Here is an 18519-nt window from a genome sequence, read left to right on the forward strand (position 1 = left end):
CAAATAGCTCGCTATTCTCCTCAGAAGCAGAAATTTTTATCCTCAATTTCTTGCAATCCTCGCTACGGACGCTTAAGTCCGACAGGCTGCTAGTGTCAGTTATTTAGTTTGAGTTTTTTAGAGCCGGGGTCATCATTCTGGTTCACATCAACAGGCTTTCGTTTTGGATGGTTTCTTTTGTGATTTGTTAGAGCTTCAGCGTTCTCGCAGAGCGTACTGCATGCCTGATGCTGACCGTCCTCCCCGACTACCATAAGGTCACATTTTTTATTCTCGGTGTGGTATCTACTTATATGAGACGACAGAGATCGAGAGTTCATGCAGACCGTCTCGCATGTTCGCTGCTGGCCATGCTCTGTAGTCATGATCACGTCACAGATTTGTGGTGCAGTGTGGTCTCTTCTTATCTGACTCTGTTGTGCTTGAGCATCCTTGCAGATGCTTCCGCATGGTTGCTGCTGGCCATCCTTTACGACCACGATTGCGTCACGGGTTCGTGATCCTATGTGGAATTTACTTTTATGAGCATTCAGGGCTCGAGCATTCTTGAAGGTGATCCCGCATGGCCGCGGCTGGCCATCCGGGCCGGTCAATATCTCGACACAGGTTTTTGGTCCCGTGTGGTATCCACTTTTGTGAGACGACAGGGCATGAGCATGCATGTAAATCTTTCCGCATGTTCGAGGCTGACCGTCCTTACCGACCACTGTTGCGTTGCAGGTTTGTGGCCCGGTTTGCTTTTTTCTTCTATGAACCCTCAGGGCTTTAGTATTCTTGTAGACTGTCCCGCGTGCTCGCGGTTGGCCACACTCTGTGGCCACAGTCACGTCACCAGTGTGTTGTGCGGTTTGGCCTTTTCTTGTCTGATGCTGCTGTGCTTGAGCATTCTTGCAGACCCTTCCAAATGGTTGCTGCTGGCCATCCTCCCCGACCACGGTTGCATCACGGGCTAGTGTTACTCTGTGGAATTTACTTTTATGATGCGACAGGGCTCGGGCATTCTTGAAGGCGCTCCCACATGGCCGCATCTGACCATCCGGGTCGATCACTGTCTCGACACAGGTTTTTTGTCCTGTGTGGTATCCACTTTTGTGAGACGTCAGGGTATGAGCATTCTTGTAAATCTTCCCGCATGTTCGCGGCTGACCGTCCTCACCGATCACTGTTGAGTTGCAGGCATGTGGCCCGGTGTGCTTTGTTCTTCTTTGATCAGGCAGGGCTTTAGTATTCTTGAAGACCTCACTGAGTAGTCGCTGTTGGCTCCCAATCAGTGTTGTATCACAAGTTTGTTGTCGGGTGTTGCCTTTGCGATCTGATAGGGCTTTTTGATCATGTGCTGCTCCGAATGCAACCTTCTTAGGTGTTACCGGAGGTTGTACTGTGCCTGTCTGGGTAAGCGTAAAAGAAATTACGGTTTTTTCCTCAAGGTTATTGGTAACGAGTTGAAGAGTATATGGATCGAGTGACCCATGAATGACCGTAATATCATTAATGGTGGAAGGCGCATTCCCATGCATTGGCGCATCATCACTGGGTGGCCATTCAACTGGCTCTCTGCTGGCAGATGATGGCCGGAATTGGCAAATGCCATGACAGGGACGAACAAAGCAGTTTAGACCCAAAGTATGAAGGTATTGTTGAGGATCTCCGTCACCGTCGGCAGAGTCAGAATCCGGGATAGTGGTGAAAGAGTCTGTAGGCTGGGTGCCCGCTTGAGAGGCATGCTGGCTTGATGATTCTGATGGATGGTGTCGTTGTTGGTTATGTCCAGAGCCAGGCACTACAGTGAAGGAGGCAACTGGATGCCCTCCCTGTGTCAGCATAGTTGTTGCTTTTTGTTGTTCGATCGGTTTAAACAACAGAAAATATATATTCCAATAGTTTTTTAAAAGCCAGCCGAAGGTAACAACCACTTCTACGGGTATCCATGAATAAGAGTTAGGGCCGGGAGAAGCGTCTTTGGTGTCCGGGATCAGTTCGTAACTCAATTGCATATGAGTGGTGTAAAGCCACTGCCACGAAATAGATCCAATAAGGATCATTTTTACCCCGTAACTGTAAAAAATGTGTCGTTTGTTATCGGGCAGCGATTCAAGTTCTTCATAATCTCTTGTGTCGGCAATGTCTGACGGGTCGCCTGGCAATGTTTGCAGACATCGCTTTACAGAAAAGCTCTGGTCTGGCGACACTGCATTTTGTTCAAGCTCGACCATAACATATTCTGTCCACAGTTCGGCTTGACAAACGACAGAAAAAAACTGCAATAGTAAGAGCGATGCCGAAAACAGTGTTGTCTCAAAGATTGGGTATTTAATAATTCTATCCCTGTATTCTGGTGACTAGAGAGCAAGGATAGATCAAGATAATGAGTCTGTTTTCTGTCAAAGACCTTTTATAAAAGCCTAAGGTAGCAACGGGAAAAAACTCACGAAAGGAGTATCAGATCTTTAGTCATTCAATTTACCTTTTCTAGGGCTTGGGTCACCACTCTGGGTGAGATCACAAGACTTGTGTTTTCGATATCTTCTTTTGTGATCCGCCAGGGCTAGGCGATTCTTGCAGACCTTCCCGCATGGAAGCAGCTGTCCATCCTCTCCGTCTATGATCAAGTCGCAGGTTTGTTGTTCGCTGTGGGCCCTTCTTTTGTGATCTGCCAAGGATCTGATATTCTTGCGGACCGTCCCGCATGGTCGCAGCTGACCATCCTCCCCGATCACGTTCAGGTCACAGGTTTGTTGCCCACTGTGCTCTCTTCTTTTGTGATCTGACAGGATACTGGCATTCTTGCAAACTGTCCTGCATGGTAGAGGCTGGTCATCCTCCCCAACTATAGGTATGTTGCAGATTTGCGGTCCGGAGTGCTCTCTGCTTTTGTGAGAAGACAGAGATTGTGGGTTCTTACAGACCTTCCCACATGGCCGCTGCTGACCATCCTCCCCGACCACGGCCACGCTACAGGTTTTTTGCACCGAGTGTTCTCTTCTTTTGTGAAACGACAGGCCCTTGGCATTCTTGCAGACCGTCCCGCATTGTTGCGGCTGGCCTTCATCCCCAATCACTGTTACAGCACAGGTTTGTTGCCCGGAGTGCTCTCTGCTTTTGTGAGAAGACAGGGATTTAGAATTCTTAAAGACCTTCCTGCATTGCCGCTGCCGTCTATCCTCTCGGGCCACGGTAGTGTAACAGGTTTGTTCACTGCTATGGGTTATTCTTCTGTGGTCTGCCAGCGCTCGTGTATTTTTGCAAGCCTTCTCACACGGTCGTTGCTGACCATTCTGCCCGACTAATGTCAGACTGCAGATTTTTGGCCCGGTGCGGTCTCTTCTCATGTGATTCGACCGGGCTTTTTCGCGATGGGTGGCCTCTCCGGAAGGAAGGCAGCCTGAAGATGAAGTCCCCGCTGGGTTGGTCAAATGAGCAGGTGTACAGGAAATCCCTGTTTCTTTGGCTTGATTATGACCAGCTAGCTTGAGTAGTCCATTGATTATAATCCAGTCATCAGGAGGGGTAGGCAAATTCCTTTGCATGGTCTCATCACAATTGGTTGATCCGTCTGGATCAGTTGCATTGACTGCCCCTGAACTTACTGAGTGTGAAGGGTTTTTTGAACTTTCAATGAAGTTCAACGGCCATTCAGCAGACTCTCTGCTGCGTGATGATGGTCGAAGACTACAAACGCCAAGGCAGGGAGAGATAAAACAATTTAAATCTAAAGTATGCTGAGGTTGATGAGGGCCCCTGTTACCATCGCCTGAGTCAGAATGCAGGGGGCTTCTGAACATGCCTGTATGTTCGTTCGTTGCGCCTGAGGCTTGCTCGCCGGATGATTCTGATAGCCGACTCGGTTGTTGGGTATGTCCAGAGCCAAACATTACTTCTACAGGTAGCCATGAATAAGGGGTGGAGCATAGCGACAGCTCTTTGGTGATCACGGTCAGCTTGTATCCAGCCAGTAAATGAGAGAGGTAAAGAAACTGCCACGAAATCGATTTTATAATGCTCCTTTTGACTCTGTAACTGACAAACCTGTGTCGTTTGTTATATGGCGGCGAATCTGATTCTGCATAGATATTTGTGTCGGTAATGCGCGGTAGATGTCCAGGAAATACAGGCAGGTGTCGCTTTATAGAAAAGCTATGGTTTGGAAAAACCGAATTTTGTTTAAGCTCGACAATAAAGCGTTCTGTCAATGGTACTGCCTGACAGACGACAGAAAACAAAAATATCGGCGATAATAGTACTGACAAGAGTGAGTGTCTAATAATTCTATCCTTGCATTCTAGTGTGTAAGGAGAAAGGATAGATCAAGAAAATAAGTCTGTTTTCTGTCAAAGACCTTTTGTTAAAAAACAAGGGCGGTACAGTGAAAACCTCATGAAAGGAAGGGACTTATTCAGTTAACCTTTTTCAGACAGGGGGCATCATCCTGGTTCACATCAAGATGCTTGCGCTTTCGATGGTTTCTTTTGTGATCCGTCAGGGTTTTGACATTCTTGTAGGTCTTCCCGCATGGCCGCAGCCGACCACCTTCTCCAACCACGGCGACGTCGCAGATTTGTTGCCCGGTGTGATCAGTTCTTTTATGATCAGACCGGGCTCTGGCATTTTTAAAGACCTTCCCGCATGGCCGCAGCTGCCCATCCTCGTGGACCACGGTCACTTCACAGGTTTTTTGTCCGGAGTGCTCTCTGCTTTTGTGAGATGACAGAACTTGAGCATTTTTGCAGACCGTCCCGCATGGCCGCAGCTGACTATCCTCCCCTACCACTGTCATGTAACAGATTTGTTGTCCGGAGTGCTCTCTGCTTTTATGAGCAGATAGGTCCAAGGCACTTTCGCAGACCGTGCCGCACGGGCGCTGCTGACCATCCTCTCCGATCACGGTTACATTACAGGTTTGTTGCCCGCTGTGGACTTTTCTTTTGTGATCCGTCAGGCCTTTAGCATTCTTGCAGACTGCACTGCATTGTCGCGGTTGACCATCCTCCGCGATTACTGTTATGTAACAGACTTTTTGCCCGCTGTGGATCTTTCTTTTGTGTTCCGACAGGGCTTTAGCATTCCTATAGAGTTTCCCACATGGCCGCAGTTGACTGTCCGCACCGACTACTGTCTCATCACAAGTTTTTTGCCCGGAGTGCTCTCTGATTTTGTGAAACGACAGAGTTTGAGTATTCTTGCAGACAGTACCGCATGGCCGCTGTTGGCCATACTTCCCAACCACTGTCTCGTCACAGGTCTGTTGCCCGGTGCGGTCTCTTCTTTTGTGATTCGACAGAGCTTGTTGGTCATGGGAAGGCGTACAGAAAATCCCTGTTTCTTCAGGATGTGTATGATCGTGTAGTTTGAGCAACCCATTGATTATAATCCAGTCATCAGAGGTGACAAGCAAGTTTTGGGGCATTGTCACATCATTATTGACGGGCCCGGCTGGGTCAGTTGCATAGGCTGCCCCTGCAATTATCGAGAATCTGGCATTATCAGCATCAAAATGACCGGTGCAACGAACGCAGAGCCCATTAGCCATGTGGGGGTGTGAGCTTTGTCCGGGTGTTGTCCCTGTATGGACTGTCGAATTTTCTGCGGAATTCAACGGCCATTCAGCGGGTACTCTGCTGTAGGTTGATGATCGAAATATACAAACGCCACGACAGGGATGGACAAAGCAATTTAAACCCAAAGTATGCAGAAGTTGTTGAGGGCCTCGGTTACCGCCGCCAAACGTAGAATACAGGGGGCTGGTGAAAGTCCCTGTAAGTTCGTTCGTTGCTCCTGAAGTATGCCCATCGGATGATTCTGATAGCGGGTGTGGTTGATTATGTTCAGAGCCAGGTACCATAGCGATGGTGATAAAACCCTGTTTAAGCGTAGAGTTTGCCTCTTGTTGTACGATTGGGTTAAACGACGGTGAACTAGGGTTCCAATAGCTTTTCACAAGCCAGCATACAGCGACAACCACTTGAGGAGGAAGCCATGAATAAGGTTTGGAGAACAGATAACTCACTTTGGTGGTCAGGATCAGTTCGTAGCCGCCAACCAGCATTTGAGTGGCGTAAAACAATTGCCACACAATCGATTCAATAAGGGGCGTTTTTACCCCGTAATTTTCAGATCTGCGTGGTTTTTCATCAGGAAGCAAATATGATCCCGCATAGCCGCCTTTGCCGGCAATGTCTGGCGGATTGCACGCTAAGGCAGTCAGGACACGCTTTACAGAAAAGCTCTGGTTGGGAAAAACTGAATTTTGTTGAAGCTCGACGATAAAACGTTCTCTTAATGGTTCGGCCTGACTGGAGACAGATAATAATATCAGCAACAGCAGTGCCCAAAAGAATAAGTTTTTAATGATTCTATCCCGGCATTCTGTAAGTTAGAGAGGAAGGATAGATCAAGAAAATAAGCGAGCTTTTTTGTCAAAGACATTCCTGTTAAAACCAAAGGCGGCACTGAGCAAAGCATGACGTCGGTCAGATCGTTACTGATTCACATCAGCACGTTTGCGTTTTCGATGATTTGTTTTGTGATCCGACAGGGCTTTGCGACTCTTACAGACCGTCCCGCATGGTCGCGACTGGCCATCTTCCCCGACTATTGGCAGGTTACAGATTTGTTGCTCGCTGTGATATCTGCCTCTATGGTCTGACAGAGCCAGAACACTTTTGCAGACAGCACCGCATGGCCGCTGCTGGCCATCCTCCCCGACTACTATCACTTCACAGATTTTATGCACGGTGTGGTATCTGGTTTTATGAGACGACAGAGACTGAGCATTCTTGCAGAGCGTTCCGCATGACCGATGCTGACCATCCTCTCCGACCACTATAACATTACAGATTTGTTGTTCGGTGTGGTGTCTTTTTTTGTGATCCGCCAGGGATCGAGCATTCTTACAGACCTTCCTGCATAACCGCAGTTCGTTATCCTCCACTACGGTTATGTGACAGGTCCGTTGCCCGCTGTGGATTTTTCTTTTGTGATCAAGCAGGGCTCGATCATTTCTGAAGACTTTCCCGCATGGCCGAAGCTGACCATCTTCTCCGAGCAATGCCTCGACGCAGGTTTGTTGCCCGCTGTGGTCCCTTTTCTTGTGATCAAACCGGGCTCTGGCATTCCTGAAGACCTTTCCGCATGGTCGAGGCTGGCCATCCTCCCCGACCAATGGCAAATTACAAATATGTTGTCCGCCGTGATATTTGCTTTTGTGATACGACAGGTTCAGAGCATTCTTGCAGACAGTACCGCATGGACGCTTCTGGCCATCCTGTCCGATCACTTTCACGTCACAGACTTGTTGTCCACTGTGCTCTCTTCTTTTGTGAACCGATAGGGAGCGAGCATTCTCGCAGGCCCTCCAGCATGGTCGTTGTTGACCATCCTTCCCGACTACCAACACTTCACAGGTTCTGTGTCCGCTGTGATATTGGCTTTTGTGAGACGACAGAGACTGCGCATTCTTGCAGATCTTTCCGCATGACCGCTGCTGACCATCGTTCCCGACCACTGTGACGTCACAGGTTTGTTGCTCGGTGTGGTGTATTCCTTCTTGATCCGCCAGTGCTTGAGCATTCTTGCAGACCATGCCGGATGACCGCAGCTGGTTGTCCCTGCCGACCACGCTTGCGTCACAGGCCGGTTGCCCGATGTGCTCCCTGCCCCAGTGAGTCGACAGGACTTGTTGGCAATGTTCAGGTGTACAGGAAATCCCGGTTTCTTCAGGGTAATTATGAGCGCGTAGTTTGAGCAACCCATCGATTATAATCGAGTCTTCAGAGGTAGTAGGCAACTTCCCGTGCATTGTCAGATCATCATTGGCGGGGCCGACTGAATCAGCTGAATAGAATGCCCCTGGACATATTGAAAGTCTGGCATTTTTAGCATCAAGATGACCAATGAAACGAAAGCAGTGTTCATCAGCCCTGTGGGAGTATGAGCTTTGTCCGGGCGCTGCCCCTGTGTGACCTGTCAAATATTCTGAGGAATTCAGTGGCCATTCAGCGGGCTCTACGCTACCGGATGATGATCGAAATTTACAAACGCCACGACAGGGATGGACGAAACAGTTTAAATCCAAAGTATGCGGAAGTTGTTGAGGGTCTCGGTTACCGTCGGCAGAGTTAAAATACAGGGGGCTGGTGAAAGTACCTGTCACTTGGGTCGTTCCTCCTGAAGCTTGCTCGCCGGATGATTCTGATAGAGAGTGTGGTTGTTGGTTATGTTCAGAGCCAGCCAACATAGTGATGGTGGCAAACCCCTCTGTCAGCATAGATGTTGCTTCTTGTTGTGCGATGGGGTTAAACGACGGTGAATAGCAGTTCCAGTAGCTTTTTAAAAGCCAGCCGACTGCGAAACCCACTTCTGCTGGCAGCCATGAATAAGGGTTGGAGAGTAGAGAGGCATCTTTGGTGTTCAGGATCAATTCGTAGCCAACCAGCCGGTGAGTGGCATAAAGTAATTGCCACGAAATCGATTCAATAAGGGGCGTTTTTATCCCGTAAAGGCCAGGTCTGTGTGTTTTTTCATCAGGCGGCGAATTTGGTCCTGCATAGCTATTTGTGTCGGCAATGTCTGGTGGGCTGATCGGTAATGCAGGCAGGCCAGGCTTTATAGAAAAAACCTGTTCTGGAAAAAACGAATTTTGTAGAAGTTCGATAATAAAACGTTCTGTCAACGCTTTGGCCTGAGAGATGACAGGCAGCAACAATAATTGTAATGGCAGTGCCATAACGAGTAAGTGTTTAATCATTCTATCCTTGGGTTCTGAGCGATAGGGAGGAAGGATAGAGCAAAAAAATAACTGTTTTTTCAGTTGAGAATTTTCTGTTAAAAAACTCAAGATTATATCGGGCAAAACCTTATGAACGTGTAGTTGTCAGCTCAAGGGTTGAGGTCTGAGTTCCGGTCCTTGTTAACAGGTTTGCGCTTTCGATGCATTATTCTGTGATACGTCATAGCGGGTGCATTCTTGCAGATCTTCCCGCATGGCCGAGGCTGGCCATCCTTTCCAACCACTGTCAGGTCACAGGTTTGTTGCGTGGTGTGGTCTTTTATTTTGTGATAGTACAGAGTTTGAGCGTTCTTGCAGATCTTCCCGCAGGGCCGGGGCCGGCCATCTTCTCCAACTAATGTCATGCAGCAGATTTGTTGCCCGGTGTGTTCTCTTCTTTTGTGATAAGACAATGTTCCAGTGTTCTTGAAAACCTTCCCGCATGGTCGCAGCTGACCATCCTCCCCAACCACTGTAACGTCACAGGTTTTTTTCCCGGTATGGGTTCTTCTTCTATGATCAGCCAGGGCTTTTGAATTCTCACAAACCAACTTACATGGCTGAGGCTGGCCATCTTTCCCACTCACCGTCACGTCACAGGTTTTTTGCCCTGTGTGGTATCCACGTTTGTGTACTGAAAGGTTTCCAGCATTCTTGCAGACTTTCCCGCATGGCCGCGGCAGGCCATTCTCCCCGACCACTGTTGCGTCACAGATTTGTCGCCCACTGTGCTCTCTTCTTTTGTGATACGCCTGGTTCCTGGCATTTTTGGAGACTTTTCCGCATGTCCGCAGCTGGCCATCCTCCCCGACCACTGTTTCCAAACAGATTCGTTGTGCGGTGTGGTTTCTTGTCTTGTGATTTGTCAGGGCTTCAGCATCTTTGCAGACCTTCCCGCATTCCCGCAACTGGCCATCCTCTCCGGCGACGGTCACACTACATTTTTTTTGTCCGCTGTGTTTTCTGCTTTTGTGCTCCGACAGGGCATTAGGATTCTTGCACACCGTCCCGCATGGCTGGTGCAAACCGTCCTCTCCAACCACTGTTACATCACAGGTTTGTTGCCCGCAGTGGATTCTTCTTTTATGAGTTGACAGAGATCGAAGACTCTTGCAGACCGTCCCGCACGACCACTGCCGACCATCCCTACCGACCATTATAACGTTGCAGGTTTCTTGCCCGGAGTGGTATTTGCTTTTGTGAGATGACAGAGATTTGGCATTCTTGAAGACCTTCCCACATGGCCGCGTCAGGCGATCCTTCCCGACCACGTTTACGACACAGTTTCGTAGTTCGGTGTTGTTTTTTCTCTTGTGATTCGACAGGCCTTGTTGGTAATGGGTGATCCCTCCGGAAGTAAAACAGACCGGAGGTGAAGTCCCATTTTCTTCTGGGAGATCATGATTAATCAGACTGAGTAACTCGTTGGTTACAATGGAGTCATCAGCGTTGAGAGTCAAATTTTCGTGCATTATCAGATCATCATTGAATGACCCGGCAGAGACAGTTGCACAGGCTGCTTCTGCACTCATTGAGAGTGTAGGGTTGCCTGCTGAATTTTCTAATGAATTCATCGTCCATTCTGCGGCGCCCCTGATATCCGGTGATGGTCGGAAACAACAAACGCCAAAACAGGGAAAAATGAAACAATTTAAACCCAGTGTATGCAGAGGTTGATAAGGGTCTCTGCTACCGTCGCCATAGCCAAAATACATGAGGTTGGTGAAGCAGTTTGTGGGTTGGGAGGTAGTTCTCTTGACTTGCTGCTCTGATGATTTTGATGACAGGTATGGTAGTTGGTCATCTCCAGAGCCATGCGTCATAGCCATGGTGGTAAACTGATTATCCCCCTGTCTCTCAGTAGAAGTTGCCTCTTTTTGGTCAATCGTGTTAAACGACGGTGAGTTTAGGTGCCAATAACTTTTTAACAGCCAACCGACAGAGACAAGCACTTCTACAGGTAGCCATGAAGAAGGCTTGGTACATAGAGGGGGTCCTTTACTGGTCAGAAATAGTTCGTAATCTATCAACAGATGATTGGCGTAGAGCGATCGCCAAAAATTTGATTCAATAATGGTCGTCTTTAACCCGTAAATGTTAAAACTGTGTCGTTTGTCATCAACCGTAGAATCAAGTTCTGCATAGCTGTTTGTGTCGGCAATGTCTTGCCAGGTTCCTGGAAAAGTATGCATTCCAGACTTTATAGAAAAGCTCTGGTTTGAAAAATTCACATACTGTATAAGTGCGACAATATCTCGTTCCGTCAAGGGTTGGGCCTGACAAACGACAGTCGACAACAGTATCAGCAATAGCGGCACCAAAAATAGTGAGTTTTTAATCATTTTATCTCTGGATTCTGATCGATAGAAAGGAAGGATAGAGCAAAAAAAATAACAGTGTTTTCTGTAAGAGAACTTCTGTTAAAACTAAAGGTTTTATCGGGTAAAACCTATGAATTTGTGACTTTCAGTTCAAGAGTTGAGACCTCTGTAGGGGGCAATTTCGTAACGAATCTTGATATAAAAGTGAGAGTGTGTACTCGCCAGCAGGTATAACTGCAAGCTTATTGACACAAGCTGAAGATTACCTTGAGCAGAATAAAACGATGGAGTCGGCCATTGTCCGCGAAAAACAGCTGAAGATGTCCCCAGGAGAGGATTGAGACTTAGTTCCGCTCTTCATTAAAAAGGTTTGCGCTTTCGATGTATTCTTCTGTGATCCGTCAGAGCGTGAGCATTCTTGCAGACCTTCCCGCATGGCCTTGGCTGGCCGTCCTTTCCAACTACTGTTATCTCGCAGGTTTGTTGCGCGGTGTGGTCTCTTATTTTGTGATACGACAGGCTTTGAGCGTTCTTGCAGATCTTCCCGCATGGCCAGAGCTGGCTATCATCCTCTCGAACTAATGTTACGTCACAAGTTTGTTGCCCGGTGTGGTCTCTTTTTTTGTGATATGACAGAGTTCCAGCGTTCTTGTAAACCTTCCTGCATGGTCGTGGCTGGCCATCCTTCCCAACCACTGTTAAGTCACAGGTTTTTTGCCCAGTGTGGTAGGTTCTCTTATGATTAGCAAGGGCCCTGGTATTCTTATAGACCTTCCCGCATTGCCGTTCCTGGCCATCCTTCCCGGCCATTGTCTCGACACAGGTTCGTTGACTGTCGCGGTCTCCTCTTTTGTAATTTGACAGGGCTTGTTGGCAATGGATAGCCCCTCCGGAAGGAAGACAACCTGAAGCTGAAGTCTCTATTGGGCGTTTGGAATGGCTGTGCGAAGAGGAAGTCCCGTTTTCTTCTGGAAGGTTATGATGACTCAGGCTGAGTAAACCGTGGACGATAATCGAGTCATTAGCGGAGACAGTCAATTTTCGATGCTCTGTGACACACTCATTGAGTGACCCGGCGGGGTGAGTTGTACCGGCTGCTTCTGCACTCATTGAATGTGTAGGGTTAGCTGTTGGACTTGCCACGGAAATCATCGTCCCTTTTGAGGCTCCCCTGCTATCCGATGCTGGTCGGAAACTACAAACGCCAAAACAGGGAAAGATGAAACAATTGAAACCCAAAGTATGCAGAAGTGAATGAGGTTCTCCGTCACCGCCGCCATAAACAGAATACAGGAGGTTAGTAAAATAACCTCTGGGTGCGTGGGTGACTTCGGGAGCCTGCTGGCCGGGTGATTCTGGTGGCTGGTGTGATTGTTGGTTATGTTCAGAGCCAGCCACCATAGTGATGGCAAACCCCTCTCCCAGCATAGAAGTTATCTCTTTTTGCTCGGTTGGGTTAAACAACGGTAAATCGAGGTTATGAGAGTTTTTAAAAAGCCAAAGGACAGTGATAGCTGCTGCTAAAGGTAGCCATGAATAAAGGTTGGATTTTAGTGGCTTAACATTGGTGTTCAGGGTCAGTTTGTAACCCACCAGCAGGTGAGAGGCGTAAAGTAGCTGCCATGAAATCGATTCAATAAGGCGTGTTTTTATCCCGTAACTGTTAACTTGGTGTCGTTTGTCATAAGGCGGTGAATCTGAATCAGTGCATCCGTTTGGGTTAGCTATGCCTGGCGGGGCCGACAATATTCGCAAGCCAGGCTTTATAGAAAAGCTCTGTTTTGGAAACAATTCATTCTTTTGAATCTCGACAATAAAACGCTCTGTTAACGCTTCGGCCTGAAAGGCGACAGACAATATCGATATCAGCAACATCAGAGCTGCAATGGATGAGTGTTTAATCATTCTATCCCTGCATTCTAATTTATAGAGAGGAAGAATAGATCAACTCATGATAAGGCGAGTGTCAGATCAAGGATCGAGGTTACCGCTCTGGTTTATATCAACATGCTTGCGTTTTCGATGTATCCTTTTATGTTGCGTCAGGTCATGAGCATTCCAGCAGACTTTTCCACATCGCCGCTGCCGACCATCTTTTTCGATCACTGGAAAATCACAGGTACATTGACCGCTGTGTGCTTTTCTTTTGTGCTTCGTAATGGCATCAGCATTCTCAAACACCAACCCGCATGACCGCGGCTGGCCATCTTCCCCGATCACCGGTGCGTTACAGGTTTTTTGCCCCCTATGATATCCGCTTTTGTGAGACGACAGGACTCCGGCATTCTTGCAGACTATCCCACATGGCCGCGGCTGACCGTCCTCCCCGGTCACTGTTTTGTCGCAAGTTTGTGGTTTGCTGTGGATCTTGCTTTTGTGAGCCGACAGGGCTCCGGCATTCTTGCAGAGCATCCCGCATGGCTGCGGCTCGCCATCCTCCCCGACCACTTTTAAATCACAGGCTTTCTGCACGGTATGCGCTCTTCTTTTGTGATCTGACAGGGCTCTGGCATTCTCAAATAATATCCCGCACGGCCGCGGTTGTTCACCTTCCCTGCTGACCATTACGTCACAGTTTTTTTGCCCTGTGTGGTATCCGGTTTTGTGTGCCGAAAGGGTTCCTGCATTCTTGCAGACTACCCCGCATGGCCGTGGCTTGCCATCCTTCCCGACCACTGTCACGGCACAGGATTGTTGTCCGCTGTGAGTGCCTCTTTTGTGATCCGACAGGGATTTAGTACTCTTGAAGACTTTTCCGCATGTTTGCTGCTGACCACCCTTACCGATCACGGTCACGTCACAGGTTCTTTGGCTGAAGTGGTCTCTTCTTTTGTGCTTCGACAGGGTCTGTTGGCGCTGGTTACCCCCTTTGGAGGGGAGACAACCCAAAGATGAAGTCTCCAATGGAGGAGTGAAATGATTAGGTGTAAAGGAAATCTCGCTCTTTTCGGGAAGACTGTGACTACTGAGACTGAGTAAAGCAGTGATTATAACTGAGTCGTTAGGGCTGACAGGTAAATTCCGTTGCATTGGTACTTCATCATTGTTTGTCCCGGCAGGGGCAGTTGCACAGGCTGCTTCTGCATTCATTGAGTGTGAAGGGTTAGCTGTCGAACTTTCCCGGGAATTCACCGTCCAGTCTGTGACTCCCCTGTTATCTGATGATGGTCGGAAACTACAAACGCCATGACAGGGAAAGACGAAACAATTTTCACTCAAAGTATGTAGAAGTTGAGGAGGGCCTTCGTTACCTCCGGCATAGTCAGAATACAGGAGGTTAGTAAAATAACCTTTAGGTTGATGGGTGGCTTCAGGGGCTTGTTGGCTGGTTGATTCTGATGGCTGGTGTGACTGCTGGTTATTACCCGAGCCAGGCTTCATAGCGTTGATGGCAAACGGGTTAACCTGATGCACCTCTTTTTGTTCGATCGGTTTGAACGGCGTTGAATCAGGGTTCCAAAAGCTTTTTAAAAGCCAACCGACTGTAACAACGGCTTTCGAATGTTGCAATGAATAAGGGGTGGAAATGAGTGGACTATCTTTGGAGGTCAGGATCAGTTCGTAACCCACCAGCAGGTAAGTGTCGTAAAGCCACTGACACGAAATCGATTCAATTATGGTCGTTTTTAACCCGTAAACTGGTTGGTCATCAGACGGCGAATCCTGTCTTGCACAGCCTTCTGTATCAGCAATATCTGGCGGGTTGTTGGGGAGTGTATGCTGGTCATACTTTATGGAAATGCTCTCGTTTGGAAACAGTGCACTCTGTTTAAGCTCGACAATAAAACGTTCTGTCGACGGTTCGGCCTGACAGATGACAGAAAACAAAAATATCAGTAAAAGCAGCGCAAAAGAGAGTGGTTTTTTAATCATTTTATTCTTACATTCTTGTTTATCCAGAGGAATGATAGGTCAAGCAGATAAAAGACAGCCCGAAGCATAAGTCCCTATGCTTCCATGCTCATTGGTTATGCAGGATTGCCTGTCGAACTAGCCAGGGAATCACCCAATCACTGGCAAAGCATCTTAAAACCTCTTGGCTGGCATCCATAGCGTATTGGCCTTGTTGCGCTGGTCATTTTTGGCCTCTTCCAGATGGATTCAGTCAACCTGTCCCGTATTGCCCGAACTATGGGGCGCGGTATCGAAATCGACTCCAGGCGTAAACGCTTCATTTCTCCAGCTGTTTTTCGCGGATAATGGCCGACTCCATCTTTTCATGTTGCTCAAAGTAAACCAGCATGTGAACGTTATATTCTGCTCGTGAAAGAGTGGGGATCAGATCAAAGGCCGGAGTCATCGTCCTGAACCACATCAACAGGCTTGCGTTTTTGATGATATCTCTTGTGATTGTATAGGACTTGAGCATTGTTGCAGACTTTCCCGCAAGGCCGCTGCAGACCATCCTCCCCGACCACGGTTACGTCACAGATTTTTTGTCCGCTGTGGTATCTGCTTTTGTGGACCGACAGGTTTGGAATGCTGTTGCAGACCTGACCGCATGGCCGCGGTTGGCCATCCGCCCCGATGATGGTTGCGTTACAGGTCTGTTGTTGACCGTGGACTTTATTTTTGTGAATCCTCAGGGCGTGAGCACTTTTGCAGACCGTCCCGCATGGTTGCGTCCGGCCATCCTCCCCGACCAAGGTTATGTCACAGTTTTTTTGCCCGGAGTGTTCTCTGCTTTTGTGAGACCACAGAGCTTTAGTATTCTTGCAGACCGTGCCGCATGGTCGCTGCTGGTGGTCCTCTGTGACCACGGTCACGTCACAGGTTTGTTGCCCACTGTGAGTTCTGTTTCTGTGATCAGACAGGGCTTTAGTACTCCTGCAGACCTGCCCGCATGACCGCAACTGGCCATTCTCTGTGAACACTGCGACGTTGCAGGTTTTTTGCCCGGTGGCGTGGTCTCTTCTTTTGTGATCCTCCAAAGCTCGAACACTTTTGTAAACCTTCTCGCATGGTAGCTGCTGACCATCCTTTGTGACCAATGTCAGGTCGCAGGTTTGTGGCCCGGTGTGCTCTTTTCTTTTGTGATACAACAGAGCATTAACATTCTTGCAGACCCTGCTACATGACTGCTTTTGGCCATCCTCCCCGACCACTTTCTCGTCACAGGTTTGTTCCCCGGTGTGGCCTCCTCTATTGAGATTCGACAGGACTTTTTGGCAAAGGGTACCCCTTCTGGAAGCGAGGCAGACGAGAGGTGAAGTCCCCATTGAGGGTGTGAAATGGGTATGTGAAAAGGAAGTTTCTGTTTCTTCTGGAAGACGCTGTTTATGTAGATTGAGCAACCCGTGGATTATAATCCAGTCATCAGAGGTGATTGGCAAATTTCTGTGCATTGTCACAGCATAATTGTGGGGGCCGGGTGGTTCAGTTGTATAGACTGCCTCTGCACTTATTGAGCGTGTGGGGTTGTCTGTCGAACTTTCTTCGGAATTTAGCGGCCATTCAGCGAGCTCTCTGTCAACGATTGGTGATCGGAAACAACAAACGCCACGACAGGGAGAAATAAAACAATTTAAATCCAAAGTATGCTGAGGTTGTTGAGGGCTCCTGTTACCATCGGCTGAGTCAGAGTGCATAGGGCTGATGAAAGTGCCTGTAAGTTGGGGTTTTGCCCCTGAGACTCGCTTGCCGAATGATTCTGATAGCGATTGTGATTGTTGGTTATGTCCAGAGCCAAGCACCATATTGATGTAGGTAAAAGGATTATCCCTCCGTGTCAGCATGGATGTTGCCTCTTGTCGGCCGAACGAACTAAACGACAGTAGATTTTTATAATAGCTTTTTAAAAGCCAGCCGACAGAGACAAGCACTTCAGCAATTAGCCATGAATAAGGTTTGGCGCTCAGAGGGGCGTCTTTGTTAGTCAGGATCAGTTCGTAACCCATCAGAAGATGTGTGGCATAAAGCCATTGCCACGAAATCGACACAATAAGGTTCTTTTTTACCCCATAACCTGATTGATCATCAGGCGTCGAATCTATTCCTGCATAGTTGTTTGGATCTGCAATGTCTGACGGGTTGCCCGTTAAAGTATGCCGGGCCCGTTTTATAGAAAAGCTCTGGTTTGGAAAAGCTGCCTTCTGTTCAATCTCGACAATAAAATGTTCTGTCCAGGGTTCGGCCTGACAAACGACAGACAACAACAATGACAGCAACAGTATTAACAACAATATCAGCAGCAGTGCCGTAAAGAGTGAGTGCCTAAACATTCTATCCTTGCATTCTGTTGGGTAGACAGGAAGGATAGATCAGGATAATCAGTCTGTTTTCCTGACAAAGACCTTCTTAAAAAGCCAAAGGTTGCTACGGGGCAAAACGTCATGAAAAGTCGGGTGTTAATTATTTGATTTACCTTTTTTAGGACTGCGGTCATTATTCTGGTTCACATCAACAGGCTTGCGTTTTCGATGACATCTTTTGTGAGCCGACAGGGCTTTAGTATTCTTGAAGATCTTCCCACATGACCGCTGCAGCCCATCATCCCCAACCAGGGTACGGCTACAGGTCTGTTGTTTGCTGTGGTTGCTTCTTTTGTGATTCGACAAAGCTTGAGCATTTGTGCAAATCTTCCCGCATGGCTGCGGCTGGCCATCTTCCCCAATCACGGTTGCGTCACAGGTTTTTTGCCCGCTGTGTTGTCCGCTTTTGTGAGATGACAGAGTGGTAACATTTTTGCATAAGATCCCGCATGGCCGCGGCTGACCATCCTCCCCTACGACGGTTACGTCACAGGCTTGTTGCCCAGTGTGGTCTCTGCTTTTGTGACCCGACAGGGCTTGGGTACTCTTGCAGATTATCCCGCATGGTCGCCGTTGACCATCCTCTGTGACCACGGTCACATTGCAGGTTTGTTGCCCGCTATGGGCTTTTCGTTTGTGATCCGCCAGGAATCGGGCATTCTTGTATACCGTCCCGCACGGTCGCTGCTTCCCATCCTCTCCGGTCATGGTTACATGGCAGGTTTTTTGCCCGGTATGGTATGAACTTTTGTGAACCGACAGGGCTAAAGCATTCCCGGAAACTTTTCCGCATGGCCGTTGCTGACCATCTTTCCCGACGACTGTTATCTGACAGGTTTGTTGTCCAGTGTGCTCTCTTTTTTTGTGAGATAACAGGTCATAACTATTCTTGCAGATCCTCCCGCATGATCGCTGCTGACCATCCTTTGTGAACACGGTCAAGTCGCAGTTTTTTTGCCCGCTGTGGACTTTTCTTTTGTGCTCCGCCAGGAATCGAGCATTCTTCAAGACCATCCCGCACGGCTGTAGCTGACCATCCTCCCTGACCACAGTCAAACCACAGGTTTTTTGCCCGGTGTGGTATGAGCTTTTGTGAACCGATAGGGCCCGAGCATTTCTGCAGACTTTTCTGCATGGTTGCCGCTGGCCATCCTCCCCGACCACGGTCACGTCACAGCTTTGT

Annotated in this window: 9 protein-coding genes; all 9 read right to left on the reverse strand. The window is 48.3% G+C overall.

Translation table 11 applies throughout. From position 1 onward, the window contains the following. Positions 1-95 precede the first annotated feature (95 nt). Positions 96-2213, reverse strand: a complete 2118-nt coding sequence (locus KDK16_RS00745; protein WP_257274251.1) for a hypothetical protein — start codon at positions 2211-2213, stop codon at positions 96-98. Positions 2214-2447: 234 nt separating this feature from the next. Next, positions 2448-4190: a hypothetical protein gene (locus KDK16_RS00750; protein ID WP_257274252.1), complete on the reverse strand. Its 1743-nt coding sequence runs from the start codon at positions 4188-4190 to the stop codon at positions 2448-2450. Positions 4191-4393: 203 nt separating this feature from the next. Continuing rightward, positions 4394-6316 (reverse strand): hypothetical protein, encoded by a 1923-nt coding sequence (locus KDK16_RS00755; RefSeq protein ID WP_257274253.1) that lies wholly within the window; start codon positions 6314-6316, stop codon positions 4394-4396. Between the two features lie 159 nt (positions 6317-6475). After that, the gene (locus KDK16_RS00760; protein WP_257274254.1) at positions 6476-8743 is read right to left on the reverse strand and encodes a hypothetical protein; all 2268 of its coding nucleotides are present in this window, start codon (positions 8741-8743) and stop codon (positions 6476-6478) included. A 131-nt stretch (positions 8744-8874) separates the two neighbouring features. Continuing rightward, complete coding sequence (locus KDK16_RS00765; protein ID WP_257253556.1) at positions 8875-11106, reverse strand: hypothetical protein; 2232 nt, start codon at positions 11104-11106, stop codon at positions 8875-8877. Between the two features lie 339 nt (positions 11107-11445). Beyond that, on the reverse strand, positions 11446-12990 hold the full coding sequence (locus KDK16_RS00770) for a hypothetical protein (RefSeq protein WP_257253555.1): 1545 nt from the start codon (positions 12988-12990) through the stop codon (positions 11446-11448). 66 nt (positions 12991-13056) lie between these two features. Then, the gene (locus tag KDK16_RS00775; RefSeq protein WP_257274255.1) at positions 13057-14958 is read right to left on the reverse strand and encodes a hypothetical protein; all 1902 of its coding nucleotides are present in this window, start codon (positions 14956-14958) and stop codon (positions 13057-13059) included. 410 nt (positions 14959-15368) lie between these two features. Continuing rightward, positions 15369-17306, reverse strand: a complete 1938-nt coding sequence (locus KDK16_RS00780; RefSeq protein WP_257274256.1) for a hypothetical protein — start codon at positions 17304-17306, stop codon at positions 15369-15371. Positions 17307-17432: 126 nt separating this feature from the next. Next, a partial coding sequence (locus tag KDK16_RS00785) for a hypothetical protein (RefSeq protein ID WP_257274257.1) occupies positions 17433-18519 on the reverse strand: 1087 nt, incomplete at its 5' end.

The organism is Endozoicomonas sp. SESOKO4 (assembly GCF_024606275.1).

Excerpts from the sequence above, each read along its gene's own strand:
- KDK16_RS00780 (WP_257274256.1), bottom strand. The coding sequence starts at position 17,306 with ATGTTTAGGCACTCACTCTTTACGGCACTGCTGCTGATATTGTTGTTA.
- KDK16_RS00760 (WP_257274254.1), bottom strand. The coding sequence starts at position 8,743 with ATGATTAAACACTTACTCGTTATGGCACTGCCATTACAATTATTGTTG.
- KDK16_RS00770 (WP_257253555.1), bottom strand. The coding sequence starts at position 12,990 with ATGATTAAACACTCATCCATTGCAGCTCTGATGTTGCTGATATCGATA.
- KDK16_RS00745 (WP_257274251.1), bottom strand. The coding sequence starts at position 2,213 with ATGGTCGAGCTTGAACAAAATGCAGTGTCGCCAGACCAGAGCTTTTCT.
- KDK16_RS00775 (WP_257274255.1), bottom strand. The coding sequence starts at position 14,958 with ATGATTAAAAAACCACTCTCTTTTGCGCTGCTTTTACTGATATTTTTG.
- KDK16_RS00765 (WP_257253556.1), bottom strand. The coding sequence starts at position 11,106 with ATGATTAAAAACTCACTATTTTTGGTGCCGCTATTGCTGATACTGTTG.